Raw genomic sequence first — 16,467 nt, forward strand, 5'->3', positions numbered from 1 at the left:
CACGACGAAGGCGCCGCTCGCCCCTCCCCGTCCGCGCGCATACGGCGCACCCGATGCCGAAAACGGAAGAAGCCGCCCGCGGCATAAGCGCCACAGGCGGCTTCCGATCGTCGGCGACGAAAAGCGGCTTCGCGTTAGCCCAGCTCGGCGATCTGAGCGACCACCAGGTCGATCTTCGCGACGAGCTCGGCGTGTTTGGCCTTGTCCTTCTCCACGATCTCGGGCTTCGCCTTTGCAAGGTAGCCGGGATTGGAAAGTTTTTTCTCGACCTTCGCGCTTTCCTTCTGGAGCTTCTCGTGCTCTTTGACCAGACGGTCGCGCTCGGCGGCGAAATCGACCAGGCCGGAAAGGACGCAGTATACCTCGCAGCCGGAAACGAGCGTCGCGGCGCTTTCGGCAGGCTTGTCAAGGTCGGCGGCCACAGACAGCGACGCCGTACGGGCCAGGCTCTCGACCAGTGCGCGCTGCTCGTCGATCAGGGCGGCATCCTGCTCGCTCGCAGCCTTCACGGCCACGTCGAGCGCCTGCTTCGGCGAGATACCGTAACGGGCGCGAACCGAACGGACAGCGGACACGATTCCGCAGACCAAGTCGATGGCGCGCTCGGCCTCTTCGTTCCTCCAGCACGCGAGCGTCTCGGGCTCGGGCCATGCGGCCATCATGAGCGCGGGAGCCTCGTCGCCGTGCGGGAGCTTCTCCCAGATGGCCTCGGTCACGAAGGGCATCGCAGGATGCAGCAGGCGAAGCGCATTGTCCAGCACATAGACCAGGTTGCGCTGGGTCTGCAGACGGGCCTCGCCCTCCTGCTGCAACGCGGACTTGGTGAACTCGATGTACCAGTCGCAGAACTCATTCCAGAAGAAGCCGTGCAGCTCGCGCGCGACCTCGCCGAACTGGTATGCCTCGATGCCTGCGGTGACACGCTCGGAAAGCTGCGCGAGGCGCGAGAAGATCCATGCGTCGGCGGGGCCGATCACGCGGGGTTCGCCCGGCGTGAAGCCTTCGAGGTTCGAGAGCACGAAGCGGCTCGCGTTCCATACCTTGTTCACGAACGAACGGGCAGCCTCGGTGCGCGGCGAGTCGATGAGCTCCTTGGTGTCCTTGTCCAAGTTGGCGTCGAAACGCACGTCCTGGTTATTGGTGACCAGCGTGAGCAGGTTGAAACGCATCGCATCGGCGCCGTATTTCTCGATGAGGTCCATCGGATTGACGCCGTTACCCTTCGACTTGGACATGCGCGTGCCGTCCTTGGCCAGGATGGTCGCGTAGATGACCACGTCGTGGAAAGGAATCTCGTCGAGGAAGTACGTGGACGCCATGATCATGCGGGCGACCCACAGCGCAATGATGTCGCGCGCCGTGACGAGCGCCGTCGTGGGGTGATGGCCTTCCATGAGCTCGGGCTCGTCCGGCCAACCCTGCGTGGCGAACGTCCACAGCTGGCTCGAGAACCACGTGTCGAGCACGTCTTCATCCTGGCGCGTCGCAGCGCCGCAATGCGGACAGACATGCACGTCCTCCATGGACGCGTCCATCCAGCCGCACTCGTCACAGTAGAACACGGGGATGCGATGGCCCCACCACAGCTGGCGCGAGATGCACCAGTCTTTGAGATTTTCCATCCACGTAAGGTAGCTCTGCGTCCAACGCTCGGGGTGGAATTTCACCTTGCCGCTGGTCACGGCCTCGGTCGCGGGGCCTTTCAGCCTATCGACCGCGACGAACCACTGCTCGGACAGCCACGGCTCGAGAGCCGACGGGCAGCGATAGCAGTGCATGACGGAATGATGGTGGTCTTCGACATGGTCGAGCAGGCCGTGCTCCTCGAACCACGCCACCACGGCCTCGCGGCATTCTTCGCGGCTCATGCCGGAGAATTCGCCGTAGCCGTCGACCACATGCGCGGTCTCGTCGAAGATGTTGATCTTCTCGAGGCCGTTGCGCTCGCCCATCGCGAAGTCGTTGGGATCGTGCGCGGGCGTGACCTTCACGAAGCCGGAGCCGAAATCGGCATCGACGTAAAAGTCGCTGAAAATCGGGATTTCCCTGTCCACGATCGGCAGCATGACGGTCTTGCCGACGAACTTGTCCTTGTCATGGTCTTTCGGGGAAACCGCGACGCCGGTGTCGCCGAGCATGGTCTCGGGACGCGTGGTTGCGACCACGATGTATTCCTGGCCGTCGACAGGCTCGGTCAGCGGATAGCGGAGGTGCCACAGATGGCCGTCCTCCTCCTTGTACTCCGCCTCGTCGTCGGAAATGGCGGTACGGCAGTGCGGGCACCAGTTGACGATGCGCTTGCCGCGATAGATCAGGTCGTCGTGATACCAGTCCACGAAAGTCTTACGCACGGCTTTGGCGTAATCCTCGTCCATGGTGAAATGAGGGTCGGAGAAGTCGACCGAGCAGCCCATACGCTTGACCTGCTCGACAATGTGTCCGCCGTACTCATGCGTCCAATCCCAGCAGGCGTCGATGAACTTCTCGCGGCCGATTTCGCGTCGCGAAATACCTTCGGCGGCAAGCTTCTTGTCGACCTTCGTCTGCGTGGCGATGCCTGCATGGTCGGTACCCAGAATCCATCGCGTCGAGCGACCGCGCATGCGCATGAAGCGCACGAACGTATCCTGGATGGTATCGTCCATCGCATGGCCCATATGCAGCTTGCCCGTGACGTTGGGCGGCGGAATCGTGACGGTGCAGTCGCCCACGCCCTTGGTGCGCTTGTAATAATCGCCCGCAAGCCACTTATCGAGCATCGCCTGCTCGATGGACGCGGGATCGTAATTCTTGGAAAGCTCTTCCATTGATTCTACTCCTGAATCTCATCGGCCGGTTCGGCCTGGTCGGAAGCGTCTTCGAGTTCCTCGGCGGTCTCGATCCGCGGTTTCGTCGAACCTTCGATATCGGTCGCACGAACGACCACGCGCGTACCGGGCTCGTGCTCGGGCAGATCGAACATAACGTCCTGCAGAACGCGTTCGCAGATCGAACGCAAACCGCGAGCGCCCGTTCCATGCTCGACAGCCTCGTGCGCGATGGCGCGCAGGGCCTCATCGGAAAATACGAGATCGGAATCCTCGAACTCGAACATGCGCGTGTACTGCTTGACCAACGCATTCTTAGGATCGGTGAGGATGTGGACGAGGTCGTCCTCGGTCAGCTCGTCAAGCGAGCAAATCACAGGAATACGGCCCACGAATTCGGGAATCATGCCGAACTTGTTCAAATCCTCAGGCAATACCTTGGAAAGCAGCTCCGCCTCGGCGTGCTTCCTGCTCTCGGGCATGTCGCTGGTGAAGCCTATGCCGGTCGTTCCGACGCGCGAGCCGATGATGTCGGCCAGGCCCACGAAAGCTCCGCCCAGAATGAACAGGATGTTCTTCGTGTCGATGTGGATAAGCTCCTGCTGAGGATGCTTTCGTCCACCCTGCGGAGGAACCGCGGCTTCGGTGCCCTCGACGATTTTGAGCAATGCCTGTTGCACACCCTCGCCCGACACGTCGCGCGTAATGGAGAGGTTTTCGGCCTTGCGGGCGATCTTGTCGATTTCGTCGATGTAGATGATGCCGATCTGCGCCCGGTCGATATCGAAGTCGGCCGCCGTGATCAGCTTCAAGAGAATGTTCTCGACGTCTTCGCCCACGTAGCCCGCCTCGGTCAGCGTAGTGGCATCGGCGATAGCGAACGGAACCTGAAGCGTGCGCGCCAAAGTCTGGGCGAGCAGCGTCTTGCCGGAACCGGTCGGACCGAGCAGCATGATGTTGCTCTTCGCGAGTTCGACGTCGCCCTCGCCCGCCTCCTGGCCGAGGCTGATACGCTTGTAATGGTTGTAGACAGCCACGGAAAGAGCGCGTTTCGCCGCATCCTGGCCGACGACATGCTGGCTCAATCGGTCGTAGAGCTCATGCGGCGTCGGCAGCGAAGCGAGCACCTGTTCGGCGCTCGGAACGGCCTGCTGGCCCTCATCCGACTCGGACACTCCCTCCTCGGAGCGGCCGTCGTCTTCACGCATGTAGCCGCCCTGCGAAAGCACATCGGAGCAGACCGAAATGCATTCGTCGCAGATGCACACGCCGTCCGGGCTCTGGATCATGCCGCCCACCTGGTCGGCAGATTTGCCGCAGAAAATGCAGCGAGCGTCTTTGGGGTCGACGTTTTGCGGGTCGTTGTCGTTGATTCGCATCGGTTAGGCTTCCTTCTTCGCGACGGAACGCGAGGTGATGATTTCGTCGACCAGGCCGTATGCCTTGGCCTCTTCGGCGGTCAACCAGTGATCGCGCTCGGAGTCGGCGTGGATGGTCTCGATGGACTGACCCGTATGCTTCGCCAGGATGCCTTCGAGGCGGTCGCGGCACTTGCGCATCTCGGCGGCGGCGATTTCGAAATCGGTCTGCTGGGTGCGAGACTCCGCGCCGCCCATGGGCTGATGGATCATAATCTGGGAATTCGGCGTGATGAAACGCTTGCCGGGAGCGCCGGCGGTGGTCAGCACCGAACCCATCGAAGCGGCCATGCCCATGCACACGGTGGAAACGTCGCAGCGAATGAACTGCATGGCGTCATAAATCGCGAGGCCGGCGGAAACGCTGCCTCCGGGAGAATTGATATAAAGCGAGATATCCTTCTCGGGATCGGCGCTCTCGAGATGCAGGAGCTGCGCGACGACGATATTCGCAACGTCGTCGTCGATGGCGCTGCCCAAAAAGACGATGCGGTCGTTAAGCAGTCGCGAATAGATGTCGTAAGAGCGTTCGCCGCGAGGCGACTGCTCGATGACGTAAGGGATGGTGTAGCCGTTACGTATATCCATAATGTTCCCTTTCCGGTAATACAACCTTGGCTCGCCTCCTTCGGAAAGGTGACGAGCCAAGGTCAATGTAGCACGATATAACGAACGCGAGCTCCAAGGGCACCGCAGGCTTACCGTACATCCATAGAAGCAGAAGGCGATGCCTTATGCGTTATTCGGCGGCGGGAGCCTCTTCATCGGAGGCGTCGGCCTTCTTGGAGGCCTTCTTGGCAGAAGCCTTCTTCGCAGGCTTCTCCTCTTTCTCCTCGGCAGCAGGAGTCTCGACCTCTTCGACGTCGGCCTCGGCGAGCAGAGCCTCGAGAGCCTTGCCGCGCATGATGCCCTCGCGGACGATGTGCAGACGGCCCTGAGCCTTCCACTCTTCGTAGAGAGCGTCGGGATCCTGAGCGCCGCTATTCTTGAACTCCTCGACGATTTCCTCATCGGAAACCTCGATGCCGGCATGACGCGCCCAAGCGTCGAGAGCCAGGTTCTGCTTAACGGCGTCGACAGCCTGGAGCTTGACGTCTTCCTTGAATTTGTCGGCCGTGATGTCCTGGGCCTTCAGGTAGGCGTCGAGCGTGGCGCCCTGGTTCTGCAGCTGAGTGAAGAAGTTCTGCAGCAGGTCGCGCTCGGCCTCTTCGGCCATAACCGCAGGAACCTCGCCGATCAGGCGCTCCTGCAGAGCGAACAGGGCGTTGTTCTCCATGATGCGGGGAATGATGTCGCCCTTCTGCTGCTCGATGGATTCGCCCATGCGGACGCGCAGCTCGGCGACGTCGGCGAAGCCCAGGGTCTCCTTGACCCACTCGTCAGTGACCTCGGGGGCAATCTTCTTCTTGACGGCCTTGATTTCGACCTCGAAGGTGACTTCCTCGGTCTTGTCCTTGAGGATGGACGTCATCATGCAGGGATTTTCGGCGACATTGAGGGTGATGCTCTTGGTCTCGCCCTTCTTCATGCCCAGCAGAGCCTCGTCGAAAGCTGCGGGGAACAGGCCCTGACCCAGCTCGTAGAGACGGTCCTCGGCACCCAGGGACTCCATGACCTCGCCCTTATCGTCCTTGACGACCAGGGTGATCTCGACGCTGTTCTCCTGCTTGACCTTGGTGTTGGCGGGAGCGTTCTTGTAGTCGTAGTAGTAGTTGCCCAGGGCCTCGATCTGCTCGTCGATTTCGGCCTCAGAGGCCTTCTTGAACGGAACCTCGATGTGCACGGGGGAATAATCGGAAAGTTCGAGCTCGGGCTTGACCTCGAACTCCGCGGAGAACGTGAAGTCTTTGCCCTCTTCGACCAGACCCTCGACGTCGCCGAACTTCGGCTGGGAGATCATATTCAGGTCGTTCTCATCGACGGCCAGGGGGAAGCTCTCGTTCAGCAGTTCGTCGGTGACGGTGGAGCGGACGGCGTCTTTGCCCAGGTTGCTGTCGATGACAGGGCGCGGCACATGGCCGGGACGGAATCCGGGGAAACGGTACTTAGCACCGAAATCCTTGTAGGTCTTCTTGATGCGAGCGTCGATCTCGGCAGCCTCGATGGTCACCGTGAGCTTGGTGGCACCGGACTCGAGAACCTCTACCTTCGTTTTCAACTCTATCCTCCATCTGAGTCTTGCTCAGTCCGTCCGAAGACGAACATGTTACCTATGGCAAACGCCGTCGCGTAAGCGCGGATGGTGCGGGCGAAAGGACTTGAACCTTCACGGGGGTTGCCCACCAGAACCTAAATCTGGCGCGTCTGCCAATTCCGCCACGCCCGCACTCTTGCATCCCCTTTCGGGACACGCAACAGCACATGATAGCAAAAACAGCCGCTTTAGTGGAGAAGCAGCATCAATTCCATAGCAAGCATGGCCTATTCCCAGCCAAAACCCGCCGCAACGCCGCCCTAGACCTTATCTTCCAAGTCAAGCTGCATGAGATGCACGTTCTCTCGCATCATCTTCGCGGTGCCGCGATTGATGCGTCCCGCCTCGTACATATCCTGAATATGGTCGAGCTCGAGGGCGCATGCCAAACGCCGCATCTCCGTCGCCTTGTCTTCGGCCCGGGCGGCAGCCGCCACGCCGCGACCCGCGCGCCTGACGCGGCGCAGATCGCGCTGCACCTCGACCATGAGCGCGCTGACGTGCTCGGTCCTATACGCCGGATCGTCCAGCCTCACGCGAAGCCTGGAAAGCACGTATTCGAAAGCCTTGGCCTGGAATTCGCGCATTTCCGCCTCTTCTTGGGACGACGTCCTCAAAAGATTCTTATCGTGCAACGCACGCTTGACCGAGCGCGCCACCAGGTCGAGCCTGCTTCGCGCGATGCCGATCAGCCATAGCACATTGCGTTCATGGCACACGAGATCCATCTCCTGACGCACGCGCCGCAGAAGACGATAGCCGACCACCGGGGACACCGTGTCCTCTTCGAGGGCGGTGAGAATGAACTCCTGCTCCCACTCGAGCGCCTGCATGCGCAAGCACGAATCGTCGTCTTCGTATCCCGTACCCTGTTTGATGCGGTCGATGCGGTCGTTATACTGCTTCATGACCACCTGCGTCGCACGGCGGTTCTCACGATTCTGGCGTGCAGCAAGGTCCTCGATCACGAGGCGCAACACCTCGATCGAAGCCTGGATGTCGGTTTCGTAGACACGCGCCTCGTCCTTGTCGGGAAGCAGGAGCGGCAGCACGAAATTCGCCAGAAGCAGCGTGACCAGAATCACGCCGCTGGCAAGGAAAATCAAGAAATCGCGCTGGGAAAACGCCCCGCCCGCCGCATCGATCGAGTACGGCAACGTGAACATGATCGATAAAGTGACGGCGCCCTTCGGGCCGGCAAGAGCCATGGCGCATGCCTCGACCATCGAGTCCTTCGTCAACAAGCGGACGGAACGCATAACGCCTTTCACTTGCTCAGGCGTGCCTCCGCTGTTGCGCTGCTCGTTACGGGCGGTCTGCTTGCGCCCGATATAGCTGAGCGCGACAAACCATGCCACACGCACGCCGATCACGACGGCCGCAAGCAGCAGGACGAGCGCGATGAGCTCGGGATTGCTGACCGAACGGTCTTCCCATGTATCGGACATGGCATGGGGAAGCTGCACGCCGAGAAGCACGAACACGATGCCGTTGAGCACGAATCCGAGCACCTTCCACACGCTGGCAGAGACGATTTTCATGCGGGCTATGTTGGGCCCGATGCTACGGTTCCGGAACATAGACCCCGAAAGGCCCGCGGCAACGACGGCGAGGATGCCGGAAACATGCAGCTCCTCGGCGACGAGAAACACGAGAAACGGCGTCAAAACCTCGAACAACACGTGAAACGTCGTATCCTCAAGGCCGAAATCACGCACGCGCGAAGCGACGAAGGCCAGCACGGCAGCGCATATCAAGCCGATGGCGATGCCGCCGAAGAAGCTCACGAAAAACGTCGTGGCGGCATCGAGCATCGAAAAGGTGCCGGTAGTCAGCGCCGCCACGGCGAACTGGAACGATACGACGCCCGAAGCGTCGTTGATCAAGGACTCGCCCGACAACAGGACCTCTTGGCGCTTGTTCAACGAAGCACGCTGCGAAAGCGACGCCACGGCAACGGCGTCGGTCGGGCCGAGCGCGGCGCCGAGGGCGAACGCGGCCGCGAGCGGGATGCTAGGCTGCACGAAGTTGAGCACGAAGCCCACCACGAGCATCGCGACCACCACCAGGCCAACGGCAAGCGATACGATAACCGTGCGATTCGACCAGAGAGACACCTTGTCCACCTGGCGCGCCTCATCATAAAGCAGAGGGGCGATGAATAGTACCAAGAACAGTTCGGGGTCGATGGTGAAATTCGACGTCGTGAACCCCCACAGGGCTATGATCGCGCCGAGGGCGATCTGGATAAGAGGCGTCGAGACCCCTCGAACGAGCTGGTTGATGACCGCGGAAATGACCACGGCCACAGCGAGGATGAGGATGAAGCTGAACGTCGTCATACGTCAGGCCCTTCGGTCGAGGAAAAGAACATCGATTTCGCGCGGAAGGATCGAGATGTCGAAACGGTCGCCGACGATGCGCTCGCCGTCGACCTGTGCAGGCGGAGGCGATGCGAAAGAGACCGTCAGCCGCTCGGCGCGACAAAACGAAAGCACATCGGTGCTTCCTGTGTGCCTCCCATCCTTCGCCTTGAGAAAAAGCCGCGCTGCGCGGGCGAAGCCGATCGGCGGATGCGCGATGCAGCAGTCGAACGCGCCATCGAACGGATCGGCCTCGGGGCAGATCGCGAAACCGCCGCCGTAGGTGGGGCCGATCTGCACCGCGAACAGAAACATCGACGAACGCTCGGACGCCGCGCCGTCGATCGACAGCTCGTACGGGTACTCGTCGCGATGGAACACGAGCTGCTCTATGCCTTCCTCGAGAAACAGCCTTGTTCCCATATGGCCGGTCTTGACCCTGCGCTCGTGCGTACCGAGCGCGATGGCCGCGTCGAGGCCGAACGAAAGCGTCTGCATGAAAGGCGTGCCGTTCACGATTCCCACATCGACGGCACGCGGCACGGCCCTCGACAAGGCAGCGAACGCCGCATCGAATGCGAACGGCATGCCGAGCGTACGAGCGTAATCGTTGCCGTTCCCGCACGGAACGAGCCCGAGAACCGGACGCTGGTCGCGCGGAATCTCGAGAAGACCTGCGACCGTCTCATGCACCACGCCGTCTCCCCCCACCACGACGACGGTGTCGTAAGAGCCGGCCGAAGCCGCAAGCACCCGGGCATGTCCCGGCTCGCGGGTGGTTTCGATGGAAAGAGACCGGAACGGCGAGGCGTCGGATGCTCCCGCATATCTAAGAAACGCCGCACCTCGGGCGCCGTTGCCGTTCTGGGCGGCAGGGTTCACGATTGCCAAAGCGTTTCCGAGACGACGCACGAAACGACCCCTTCCCTTTCCTTCTCACAATGCATCCGTTGCATTATACGGCGAGCGCGCCCGCGATTCTTTCCGCACGAAACGATGTGCGACGTTTCTTCGAAACCCGCCGATACGACGAAGGCGCGGCCTGAACGCCGCGCCTTCGCATGCTTATCCGGTATTCCGATCGATGAGAACGTCGGTTCGCTAACCTTGATTCACAAACGCTTTCACGAGCGATTCGGTGAAATCGCAAGCGAGCACCGAGGCCTTGGCGCTGTTGATCTCGTAATTGCCGAAGCCGTCGTGCTCCGCCGTGTCGGTGATGCCGCGCACTGACACGAACGCCACGCCGTTCGCGAAGCACGCCTGGGCCATGGCGGCGCTTTCCATATCGACCGCAAGAGGGTCGTGACGCGCAATCACATCGCCGCGGCACTCGTCGTCGATGAACTGCTCGCCCGAGACCATCGCGCCGAAACGCACGGGAGCCTCGAAGCCGTCGGCTGCGTCGCGAGCCGCATCCAAGAGGGCGGGGTCGGCCTCGAACACGCCGCCCGGATAGTACGGGTACGAATCGACGAGCACCATCTGGGCATCGACGTCATGATGGCAGAACGTGGCGCCGACGACGATATCGAACAGGTCGAGAGACGGATCCATGCCGCCCGCCGTGCCCGCGTTCACCAGGGTGTCGACCCCGTAACGGTCGATGAGCATCTGGGCGACCATGGCGGCGTTGGTCTTGCCCACGCCGCAGCATGCCAACACGACCGGCACGCCGGCGAATTCGCCCTCATGCACGTCGACCAGGGCCGCATGCTCGGTCTTTTTCGCGCCGAGCTTCTCGATGAAAGGCGTCGCCTCGGTCTTCGTGGCGCAGATGATTCCGAGAGCCATCGCCTACTCCTCCTGGGCGGCGTCGGCCTCGGAGACGAATTCGACGAGCGGAGCGTCGTTCCAGATCTCTTCGAGACGATAGTAGTCGCGACCCTCGGGCTGGAACACATGGACCACGAAATCGCCGTAGTCCTGCAAGGCCCAGAAGCCCTCCTGCGCGCCTTCGACGCTGTAGGGCTTCACGCCCGCTTCTTTGATTTCGGCTTCTTCGATCGCGTCGAGCACGGCGTCGATCTGGCGGTTGTTCTGAGCGGTCACGATGACGAAGAAATCGGTGATGCTCGACAGCTCGCGCACGTCCTGGATCATGATGTCGGTGGCCTTCTTGGAATCGGCCGCGCGGGCCGCGATCAGGGCCTTCTCGACCGAGGGGAGTCCTTTGTCCTGTGCCATGTAGCTAATGGTCCTTTCGTTTTTTCGAATGCGGGTTCAGACGCCCGCATGTCTTTTACTCTATGACGATGACGCGCGGTCCGCGGGAACGGGGCGCGTCGGGCGCTGCCTGGGAAGCGCCTGCGTCGGCCTGGGGCTCGAGACGCTGCGCGCGCTCGGCCACCAAGACGTTCCAGACGTCGAGGGAGTCGGGATGCACCGGCAGCCCCGCCTCGATAAGGTAGACGAGCGTCGAGCCGTACGTCATGAAGAACAACTCGTCGAGCGACACCTCGCCCACCGCCTCGCGCAAAGGAGCGACGTCGCCGAAAGTACGGCCCGGCTCGATGATATCGGCGATGAAGACGATCTTATCGAGGTCGGTCATATCGGTCGCGCCGCACGTATGGCGCCCGACCGCCTGCAGAACCTCGGCCGAAAGTTCGGGAAACTCTTCCTGCAGCGAATACGGCGCGGTCAGCGCATGAAGCACGCCCGGCATCTGCTTGCGCACGGCCTTCGGGGCGAGCTTGTGCTTTTTCGCCAGACGCTTGAGCTCCTTGAACGAGAGCGCCTTGTCCCAATCGTGCAGAAGGCCCGCGACGGCGGCGTCGTTCTCGTCCGCTCCGTAAATGCGGGCGAGCTGCTCGGCCGTCTGGGAAACGCCCATGGAATGCAGGTAGCGCGACGGCTTCACGCGCCCCTCGAGACGCCTGCGCATCTCTTCGAATCTATCGGGATCGATCATCGACCGCTTCCTTCCTTGCAATGACGCGCCGGCCGCGCACGGCGGGCAATGCCCGCGAAAGCGCGAAGCCGGCGAAAACGGGGCGCTATGCGCGGCCCCGGTACAATCCGTGGTTTTCGACGTAGTCTGCCACAACCTGCGGCACCAGATAGCGTATCGAACGCCCCGAGCGCACTTTCTCCCTCAAATCAGTGGAAGAAACGGCGAGGGCCGTGGCTTCGATGACGGACACGTGGCGGATGGCCGCATGCGTGAGCATGTAGCGGCGACGCGCGTCGTCGATTTCGTATCCGGGACGCGAGACCGCGACGAGGCGCGCCATGCGGGCGAGCTCCGTCGCATCGCGCCACTCCAAAATCCGATGCATGGCGTCGGCACCCGAGATGAAGTACAGCTCGACATTGTCAGGGTAATGCGCACGCAACGCCCGCAGCGTGTCGACGGTGTACGTTTCGCCCGCGCGATCGATTTCGAGGCGGCTCGCATCGAAGAAAGGATTGTCCTCCACGGCGGCCTTCACCATGGCGAAACGGTCTTCAGCGGCGCTGATGCTGCGGCCGCGCTTCATCCACGGGTCTCCCGCAGGCATGAACACCACCCCGTCGAGCTCGAACACGTCGCGCACCTGCTCGGCGCACGCGAGATGCCCCACATGGATCGGATCGAACGTGCCGCCCATGATGCCGAGCCGAGCGCGGCGGCCGTCGAAGCCCAGCGCGTCGAAGCGCTCGCACACAACAGGGGCCGCGCTCTCCTCGGACGCCGCGGGAGCGGGTCCGGCAAGCATATCCACTAGCCGCGCACCTGCCCGGTTCCGCGCACGACGTACTTGTACGACGTCAACGCCTCGAGGGCGAAGGGGCCGCGCACATGCAACTTCTGCGTGGAAATGCCTATTTCGGCGCCCAGGCCGAAGCATCCTCCGTCCGTAAAGCGCGTCGAGGCGTTGGCGTAAACCGCTGCAGCATCGACGCCCGCGAGGAACTCGTCGACGGCTCCCGCGCCTGCGGCCGTCGTCTCGTCGGCGACGATGCACTCGGAATGGCCCGTGCCGTAGCGATTGATATGGTCGATCGCCTCGGACACGCCGTCGACCGCCTTCACGCTGATTTCGAGCGCGAGATACTCGCGACTCCAATCCTCTTCGGTCGCGTCGACGAACGCAAGGGCCTCCGGAGCGCAGGCGCGGGCGCACTCGTCGCCGTGCACCATGACGCCCGCGCCCGCCAGCTCGTCGAGCATGGCGGGAAGGAAACTCTCGGCCGCCGTGCGGTCGACGAGCAGGCTCTCGCACGCGTTGCACACGCCCGTTCGCTGCGTTTTCGCGTTCATCACGATGGCACGCGCCATCGTGAAGTCGGCCGTCTCATGCACATACACGTGGCAGTTGCCCGTGCCCGTTTCGATGACGGGCACCTTGGAATGCTCGACGCAATGGCGGATGAGCCCCGCGCCGCCACGCGGGATGAGCACATCGACGATGCCGTGCAGGCCCATCAGCGCATCGGTCGCCGCGCGATCGATCGTCTCGATCGAGCAGATGCAATCGGCGGGAAGGCCGACGGTTTCGACGGCCTCGCGCAGGACGCGCGTGAGCGCGATGTTCGAATGAAACGCCTGGGAGCCGCCACGCAGGATGCAGGCGTTGCCCGATTTAAGGCAGATACCCGCCGCGTCGGCCGTCACGTTCGGACGCGCCTCGTACACCATGGCGACCACGCCCAAAGGCGTGGTGACGCGACGCAGGTCCATGCCGCCTTCGATAACGCGCTGCTCGACCGTGCGGTTCAACGGATCGGGCAGGCCCGCCAAAGCCTCGAGCGCCGAAGCCATGCCCTCCAGGCGGGCTTCGTCGAGCATGAGGCGATCGAGCAGGCCTTCGCTCATGCCCGCCGCGACGCCCTGCTCCATATCGCGCGCATTGGCCTCGATGATGTCGGCGGCCTGAAGGCGCAGCGCCTTCGCCATGGCGGCAAGGGCCTCGTTTCGCTGCTGCTCGGACGCGCGAGCGAGCACGCGCGAGGCGGCGCGGGCGGCAAGGGCCGTATCGCGCACATAGGTTTCCAGTTCGCGCTCCATGGCGCCTCCCTCCGAAAACTCGGGCGCGGCATGCGCGCCCGTGGGAATCTTTATTCGAACACGACCATCTCGTCGCGATGAATCACCGTTCCGGCCTCTTCGCGAGCAGCCTGGGCATCGCAGCGCACGAGACCGCGCGCGATCACGTAGCCGGACTCGTCGAGGACATCGACGACATCGCCCGCCTCGAAAAGCCCATCGATTCGCCTGACGCCGACCGAAAGAAGCGACGACCCGTGTTCGACCAGGGCGCATGCGGCGCCTGCATCGACCACGAGACGACCCTTGACCGAATCGCCCAATGCGATCCAGAGCTTGCGAGGCGTGATTTCGTGCCTGCGCTCACGCGCCGTGAACAAGGTTCCGATCGGGTCGTCGGCAAGCGAGCGGACCACTGCGTCTTCCGCGCGACCATGGCAGATCACCAGCGGGATGCCGGCGGCGCCGAGAACGCGCGCCGAAGTAAGCTTGGTGATCATGCCGCCGCTGCCCACCGCGCTTCCCGCGCCCGTGGCGCCGGCCATGATTTCAGGCGTCAGGCGGTCGACGCGGCGAATGAGCGTCGCATTCGAGTCGATCTGCGGATTCGCCGTATACAGACCGTCGATGTCGCTCAGGATGACCACGCGGTCGGCGTCGGCCAGGCATGCGACCAGGGCCGCAAGCGTATCGTTGTCGCCGAACTTGATCTGCTCGACCGAGACGGTGTCGTTCTCGTTGACGATCGGCACCGCGCCCAGCTCGAGCAGGCGAGCGAACGTGTCGCGCGCATGCAGGTAGGCGTTGCGGTCGGCCGTGTCGCGGCGCGTGAGGAGCACGAGCGAGGTGAGCATGCCGTACGGCGAGAACACCTGGTCATACGCCGCAATGAGAGCACGCTGGCCAACGCTCGACGCCGCCTGGACCGTCGGCATGTCCTTCGGGCGCTTCAATGGCAGCCCGAGCGATTCCAAGCCGCACGGGATGGAGCCCGAACTGACGATGATCACGTTCCAGCCCGCCTTGCGCACGCGGTTCACCTGGTGTGCAAGGTCGGCAAGATAGGCGCGGTCGACTTTGCCTTCGGCGTCGGTCAGCGTCGACGACCCGATTTTAATGACCGCCGTGCGCGGCCGTGCTGCATGCGTCATCAGAAATCAAGCTCCCTATAGATATCCACGCGGTCGTCGGCGCTCTCGAACTCGAAAGCGCGTCCGACGATACGGATCTCGTCGCCGTTCACCGCGCCCGCGTTGATGAGCTCCTTCTCGAGGCCCATGCGGTCGAAGCGATGCTGCAGGAAGGCGAGCGCCTCTTCGTTCTCCCAGTCGGTCTGCACGACCATGCGCTCGATCTGCGGGCCTTCGACGCGGAAGACGCCGTCGGAGAGCTTGCGCACCGTGAAACGACGGTCGCGCTGCATGCGCTTGTGCTCCCAGACCTGGTCGTACTGGACCTCGGCGCCCTGCTCTTCGCGCGCTGCCTCGCGCAGCTCGTGGACCTTGGCGGCCGTGGCGTGGATCAAGGCGTCGACGCCCTTGCCCGTCAAGGCGCTGATTTCGAACACACGCGAGGCCTCGTCGACGCCGTCGGCGAACTCGTTGCCGTCGGCGGCCGCGATCGCGTCCTTGCGCACCTCTTCCTTCAGGCGACGGACGTTGTCCTCGACGCCCGGCACATCGCACTTGTTCGCGACCACGATGCGGGGGCGATTCGCGAGCTCGTCGGCATAAAGCGCCAGCTCGCGATTGATGATGCGGTAGTCCTCGACCGGGTCGCGACCCTCGTAGCCGCCCGTCATATCGACGACGTGTACGATCAAAGCCGTGCGCTCGATGTGGCGCAGGAACTCGTGACCGAGGCCGCGGCCCTCATGCGCGCCCTCGATCAAGCCCGGGATGTCGGCGACGACGAAATTGTATTCGTCTCCCTTGACCACGCCGAGATTGGGAACGAGCGTCGTGAAGGGATAGTCGGCGATCTTGGGACGAGCGGCGCTCATGCGGGCGATCAGCGAGCTTTTGCCCGCGGAAGGAACGCCGACCAGCGCGGCGTCGGCCATCAGCTTCATCTCGAGCTCGATCCAGCACTCCTGAGCCGGCTCTCCCAGCTCGGCGAACGCAGGAGCGCGCCTAGTGGAAGTGACGAAGTGGATGTTGCCGCGACCGCCCATGCCGCCGCTGGCAACGACGACGCGCTCGCCGTCATGCGTCAGGTCGGCGATCAGCTCGCCCGTTTCCTTGCTTTCCTCGAAGTATTCGCGCACCACGGTGCCCACGGGAACCTTGAGCACAAGGTCCTCGCCCGTCGCACCGTGCATGCGGCTGCCTTTGCCGTGCGTGCCGCGCGGAGCTTTGAAATGATGCTTGTAGCGATAGTCGATCAGCGACGAGACCGACGCGTCGGCTTCGAGCACCACGTTGCCGCCATGGCCGCCGTCGCCGCCGTCGGGACCGCCCTTGGGCACATGGGCTTCGCGACGGAAACTCATGCAACCTGCGCCGCCGTCGCCGCCCTTGACATTAATATGCACTTTATCAGTAAACATGACCGTCCATTTCTGTTCGAAGGTTACGCCCGATTATACGAGATACCGGGCAATGCGCGAGGGTGTTTCGCAGGCGAGCGCGCGATTGCCGCGCCCCACCGCCGAAAACCCACAGGTGTTACAAATCGCAGTGGCAGGACTCCCGCCCTCACGCGCGGTCGGCGG

The 16,467-nt window shown here is 62.8% G+C and carries 13 protein-coding genes and 1 tRNA gene; all 14 read right to left on the bottom strand.

Going from position 1 to position 16,467, the window contains the following annotated elements:
* Positions 1-134: 134 nt before the first annotated feature.
* The 14 genes from Q6E04_RS02575 to obgE all read right to left on the bottom strand — a co-directional run bounded on the left by Q6E04_RS02575 (position 135) and on the right by obgE (position 16,302).
* Entirely contained in the window at positions 135-2,807 is a 2,673-nt protein-coding gene (locus tag Q6E04_RS02575; RefSeq protein ID WP_303249247.1) for a valine--tRNA ligase, read from the bottom strand.
* 5 nt (positions 2,808-2,812) lie between these two features.
* Positions 2,813-4,186 carry an ATP-dependent Clp protease ATP-binding subunit ClpX gene (gene clpX, locus Q6E04_RS02580; RefSeq protein ID WP_303249248.1) on the bottom strand — a complete coding sequence of 458 codons (1,374 nt, stop codon included), beginning with the start codon at positions 4,184-4,186 and terminating at the stop codon, positions 2,813-2,815.
* Positions 4,187-4,189: 3 nt separating this feature from the next.
* Positions 4,190-4,813 (bottom strand): ATP-dependent Clp protease proteolytic subunit, encoded by a 624-nt coding sequence (locus tag Q6E04_RS02585; protein WP_303249249.1) that lies wholly within the window; start codon positions 4,811-4,813, stop codon positions 4,190-4,192.
* A gap of 151 nt (positions 4,814-4,964) precedes the next feature.
* Positions 4,965-6,383, bottom strand: a complete 1,419-nt coding sequence (gene tig / locus Q6E04_RS02590) for a trigger factor (protein ID WP_303249250.1) — start codon at positions 6,381-6,383, stop codon at positions 4,965-4,967.
* Between the two features lie 82 nt (positions 6,384-6,465).
* Positions 6,466-6,551 (bottom strand) — tRNA-Leu (locus Q6E04_RS02595).
* A gap of 128 nt (positions 6,552-6,679) precedes the next feature.
* On the bottom strand, positions 6,680-8,761 hold the full coding sequence (locus Q6E04_RS02600; protein WP_303249251.1) for a sodium:proton antiporter: 2,082 nt from the start codon (positions 8,759-8,761) through the stop codon (positions 6,680-6,682).
* Between the two features lie 3 nt (positions 8,762-8,764).
* A complete protein-coding gene (locus tag Q6E04_RS02605; RefSeq protein ID WP_303249252.1) occupies positions 8,765-9,694 on the bottom strand; it encodes a diacylglycerol kinase family protein in 930 nt (309 codons plus the stop codon).
* Between the two features lie 189 nt (positions 9,695-9,883).
* Positions 9,884-10,576: a 5'-methylthioadenosine/S-adenosylhomocysteine nucleosidase gene (gene mtnN, locus Q6E04_RS02610; RefSeq protein WP_303249253.1), complete on the bottom strand. Its 693-nt coding sequence runs from the start codon at positions 10,574-10,576 to the stop codon at positions 9,884-9,886.
* 3 nt (positions 10,577-10,579) lie between these two features.
* Positions 10,580-10,969 (bottom strand): ribosome silencing factor, encoded by a 390-nt coding sequence (gene rsfS / locus Q6E04_RS02615; protein ID WP_303249254.1) that lies wholly within the window; start codon positions 10,967-10,969, stop codon positions 10,580-10,582.
* Positions 10,970-11,024: 55 nt separating this feature from the next.
* On the bottom strand, positions 11,025-11,696 hold the full coding sequence (gene yqeK / locus Q6E04_RS02620; RefSeq protein WP_303249255.1) for a bis(5'-nucleosyl)-tetraphosphatase (symmetrical) YqeK: 672 nt from the start codon (positions 11,694-11,696) through the stop codon (positions 11,025-11,027).
* A gap of 85 nt (positions 11,697-11,781) precedes the next feature.
* Positions 11,782-12,483 carry a nicotinate-nucleotide adenylyltransferase gene (nadD, locus tag Q6E04_RS02625; protein WP_303249314.1) on the bottom strand — a complete coding sequence of 234 codons (702 nt, stop codon included), beginning with the start codon at positions 12,481-12,483 and terminating at the stop codon, positions 11,782-11,784.
* 5 nt (positions 12,484-12,488) lie between these two features.
* Entirely contained in the window at positions 12,489-13,775 is a 1,287-nt protein-coding gene (locus Q6E04_RS02630; RefSeq protein ID WP_303249256.1) for a glutamate-5-semialdehyde dehydrogenase, read from the bottom strand.
* A 50-nt stretch (positions 13,776-13,825) separates the two neighbouring features.
* Positions 13,826-14,905, bottom strand: coding sequence for a glutamate 5-kinase (gene proB, locus Q6E04_RS02635; RefSeq protein ID WP_303249257.1), 1,080 nt, complete (start codon positions 14,903-14,905; stop codon positions 13,826-13,828).
* Positions 14,905-16,302 (bottom strand): GTPase ObgE, encoded by a 1,398-nt coding sequence (obgE, locus tag Q6E04_RS02640; protein ID WP_303249258.1) that lies wholly within the window; start codon positions 16,300-16,302, stop codon positions 14,905-14,907. The genes proB and obgE overlap by 1 nt, the downstream gene beginning before the upstream one ends.
* Between the last annotated feature and the right edge of the window lie 165 nt (positions 16,303-16,467).

This window comes from uncultured Slackia sp. (assembly GCF_959608125.1).
Classification (GTDB): Bacteria; Actinomycetota; Coriobacteriia; order Coriobacteriales; family Eggerthellaceae; genus Slackia.

Excerpts from the sequence above, each read along its gene's own strand:
- mtnN (WP_303249253.1), bottom strand. The coding sequence starts at position 10,576 with ATGGCTCTCGGAATCATCTGCGCCACGAAGACCGAGGCGACGCCTTTC.
- Q6E04_RS02575 (WP_303249247.1), bottom strand. The coding sequence starts at position 2,807 with ATGGAAGAGCTTTCCAAGAATTACGATCCCGCGTCCATCGAGCAGGCG.
- Q6E04_RS02630 (WP_303249256.1), bottom strand. The coding sequence starts at position 13,775 with ATGGAGCGCGAACTGGAAACCTATGTGCGCGATACGGCCCTTGCCGCC.
- Q6E04_RS02600 (WP_303249251.1), bottom strand. The coding sequence starts at position 8,761 with ATGACGACGTTCAGCTTCATCCTCATCCTCGCTGTGGCCGTGGTCATT.
- Q6E04_RS02585 (WP_303249249.1), bottom strand. The coding sequence starts at position 4,813 with ATGGATATACGTAACGGCTACACCATCCCTTACGTCATCGAGCAGTCG.
- clpX (WP_303249248.1), bottom strand. The coding sequence starts at position 4,186 with ATGCGAATCAACGACAACGACCCGCAAAACGTCGACCCCAAAGACGCT.
- yqeK (WP_303249255.1), bottom strand. The coding sequence starts at position 11,696 with ATGATCGATCCCGATAGATTCGAAGAGATGCGCAGGCGTCTCGAGGGG.
- nadD (WP_303249314.1), bottom strand. The coding sequence starts at position 12,483 with ATGCTTGCCGGACCCGCTCCCGCGGCGTCCGAGGAGAGCGCGGCCCCT.
- obgE (WP_303249258.1), bottom strand. The coding sequence starts at position 16,302 with ATGTTTACTGATAAAGTGCATATTAATGTCAAGGGCGGCGACGGCGGC.
- rsfS (WP_303249254.1), bottom strand. The coding sequence starts at position 10,969 with ATGGCACAGGACAAAGGACTCCCCTCGGTCGAGAAGGCCCTGATCGCG.
- proB (WP_303249257.1), bottom strand. The coding sequence starts at position 14,905 with ATGACGCATGCAGCACGGCCGCGCACGGCGGTCATTAAAATCGGGTCG.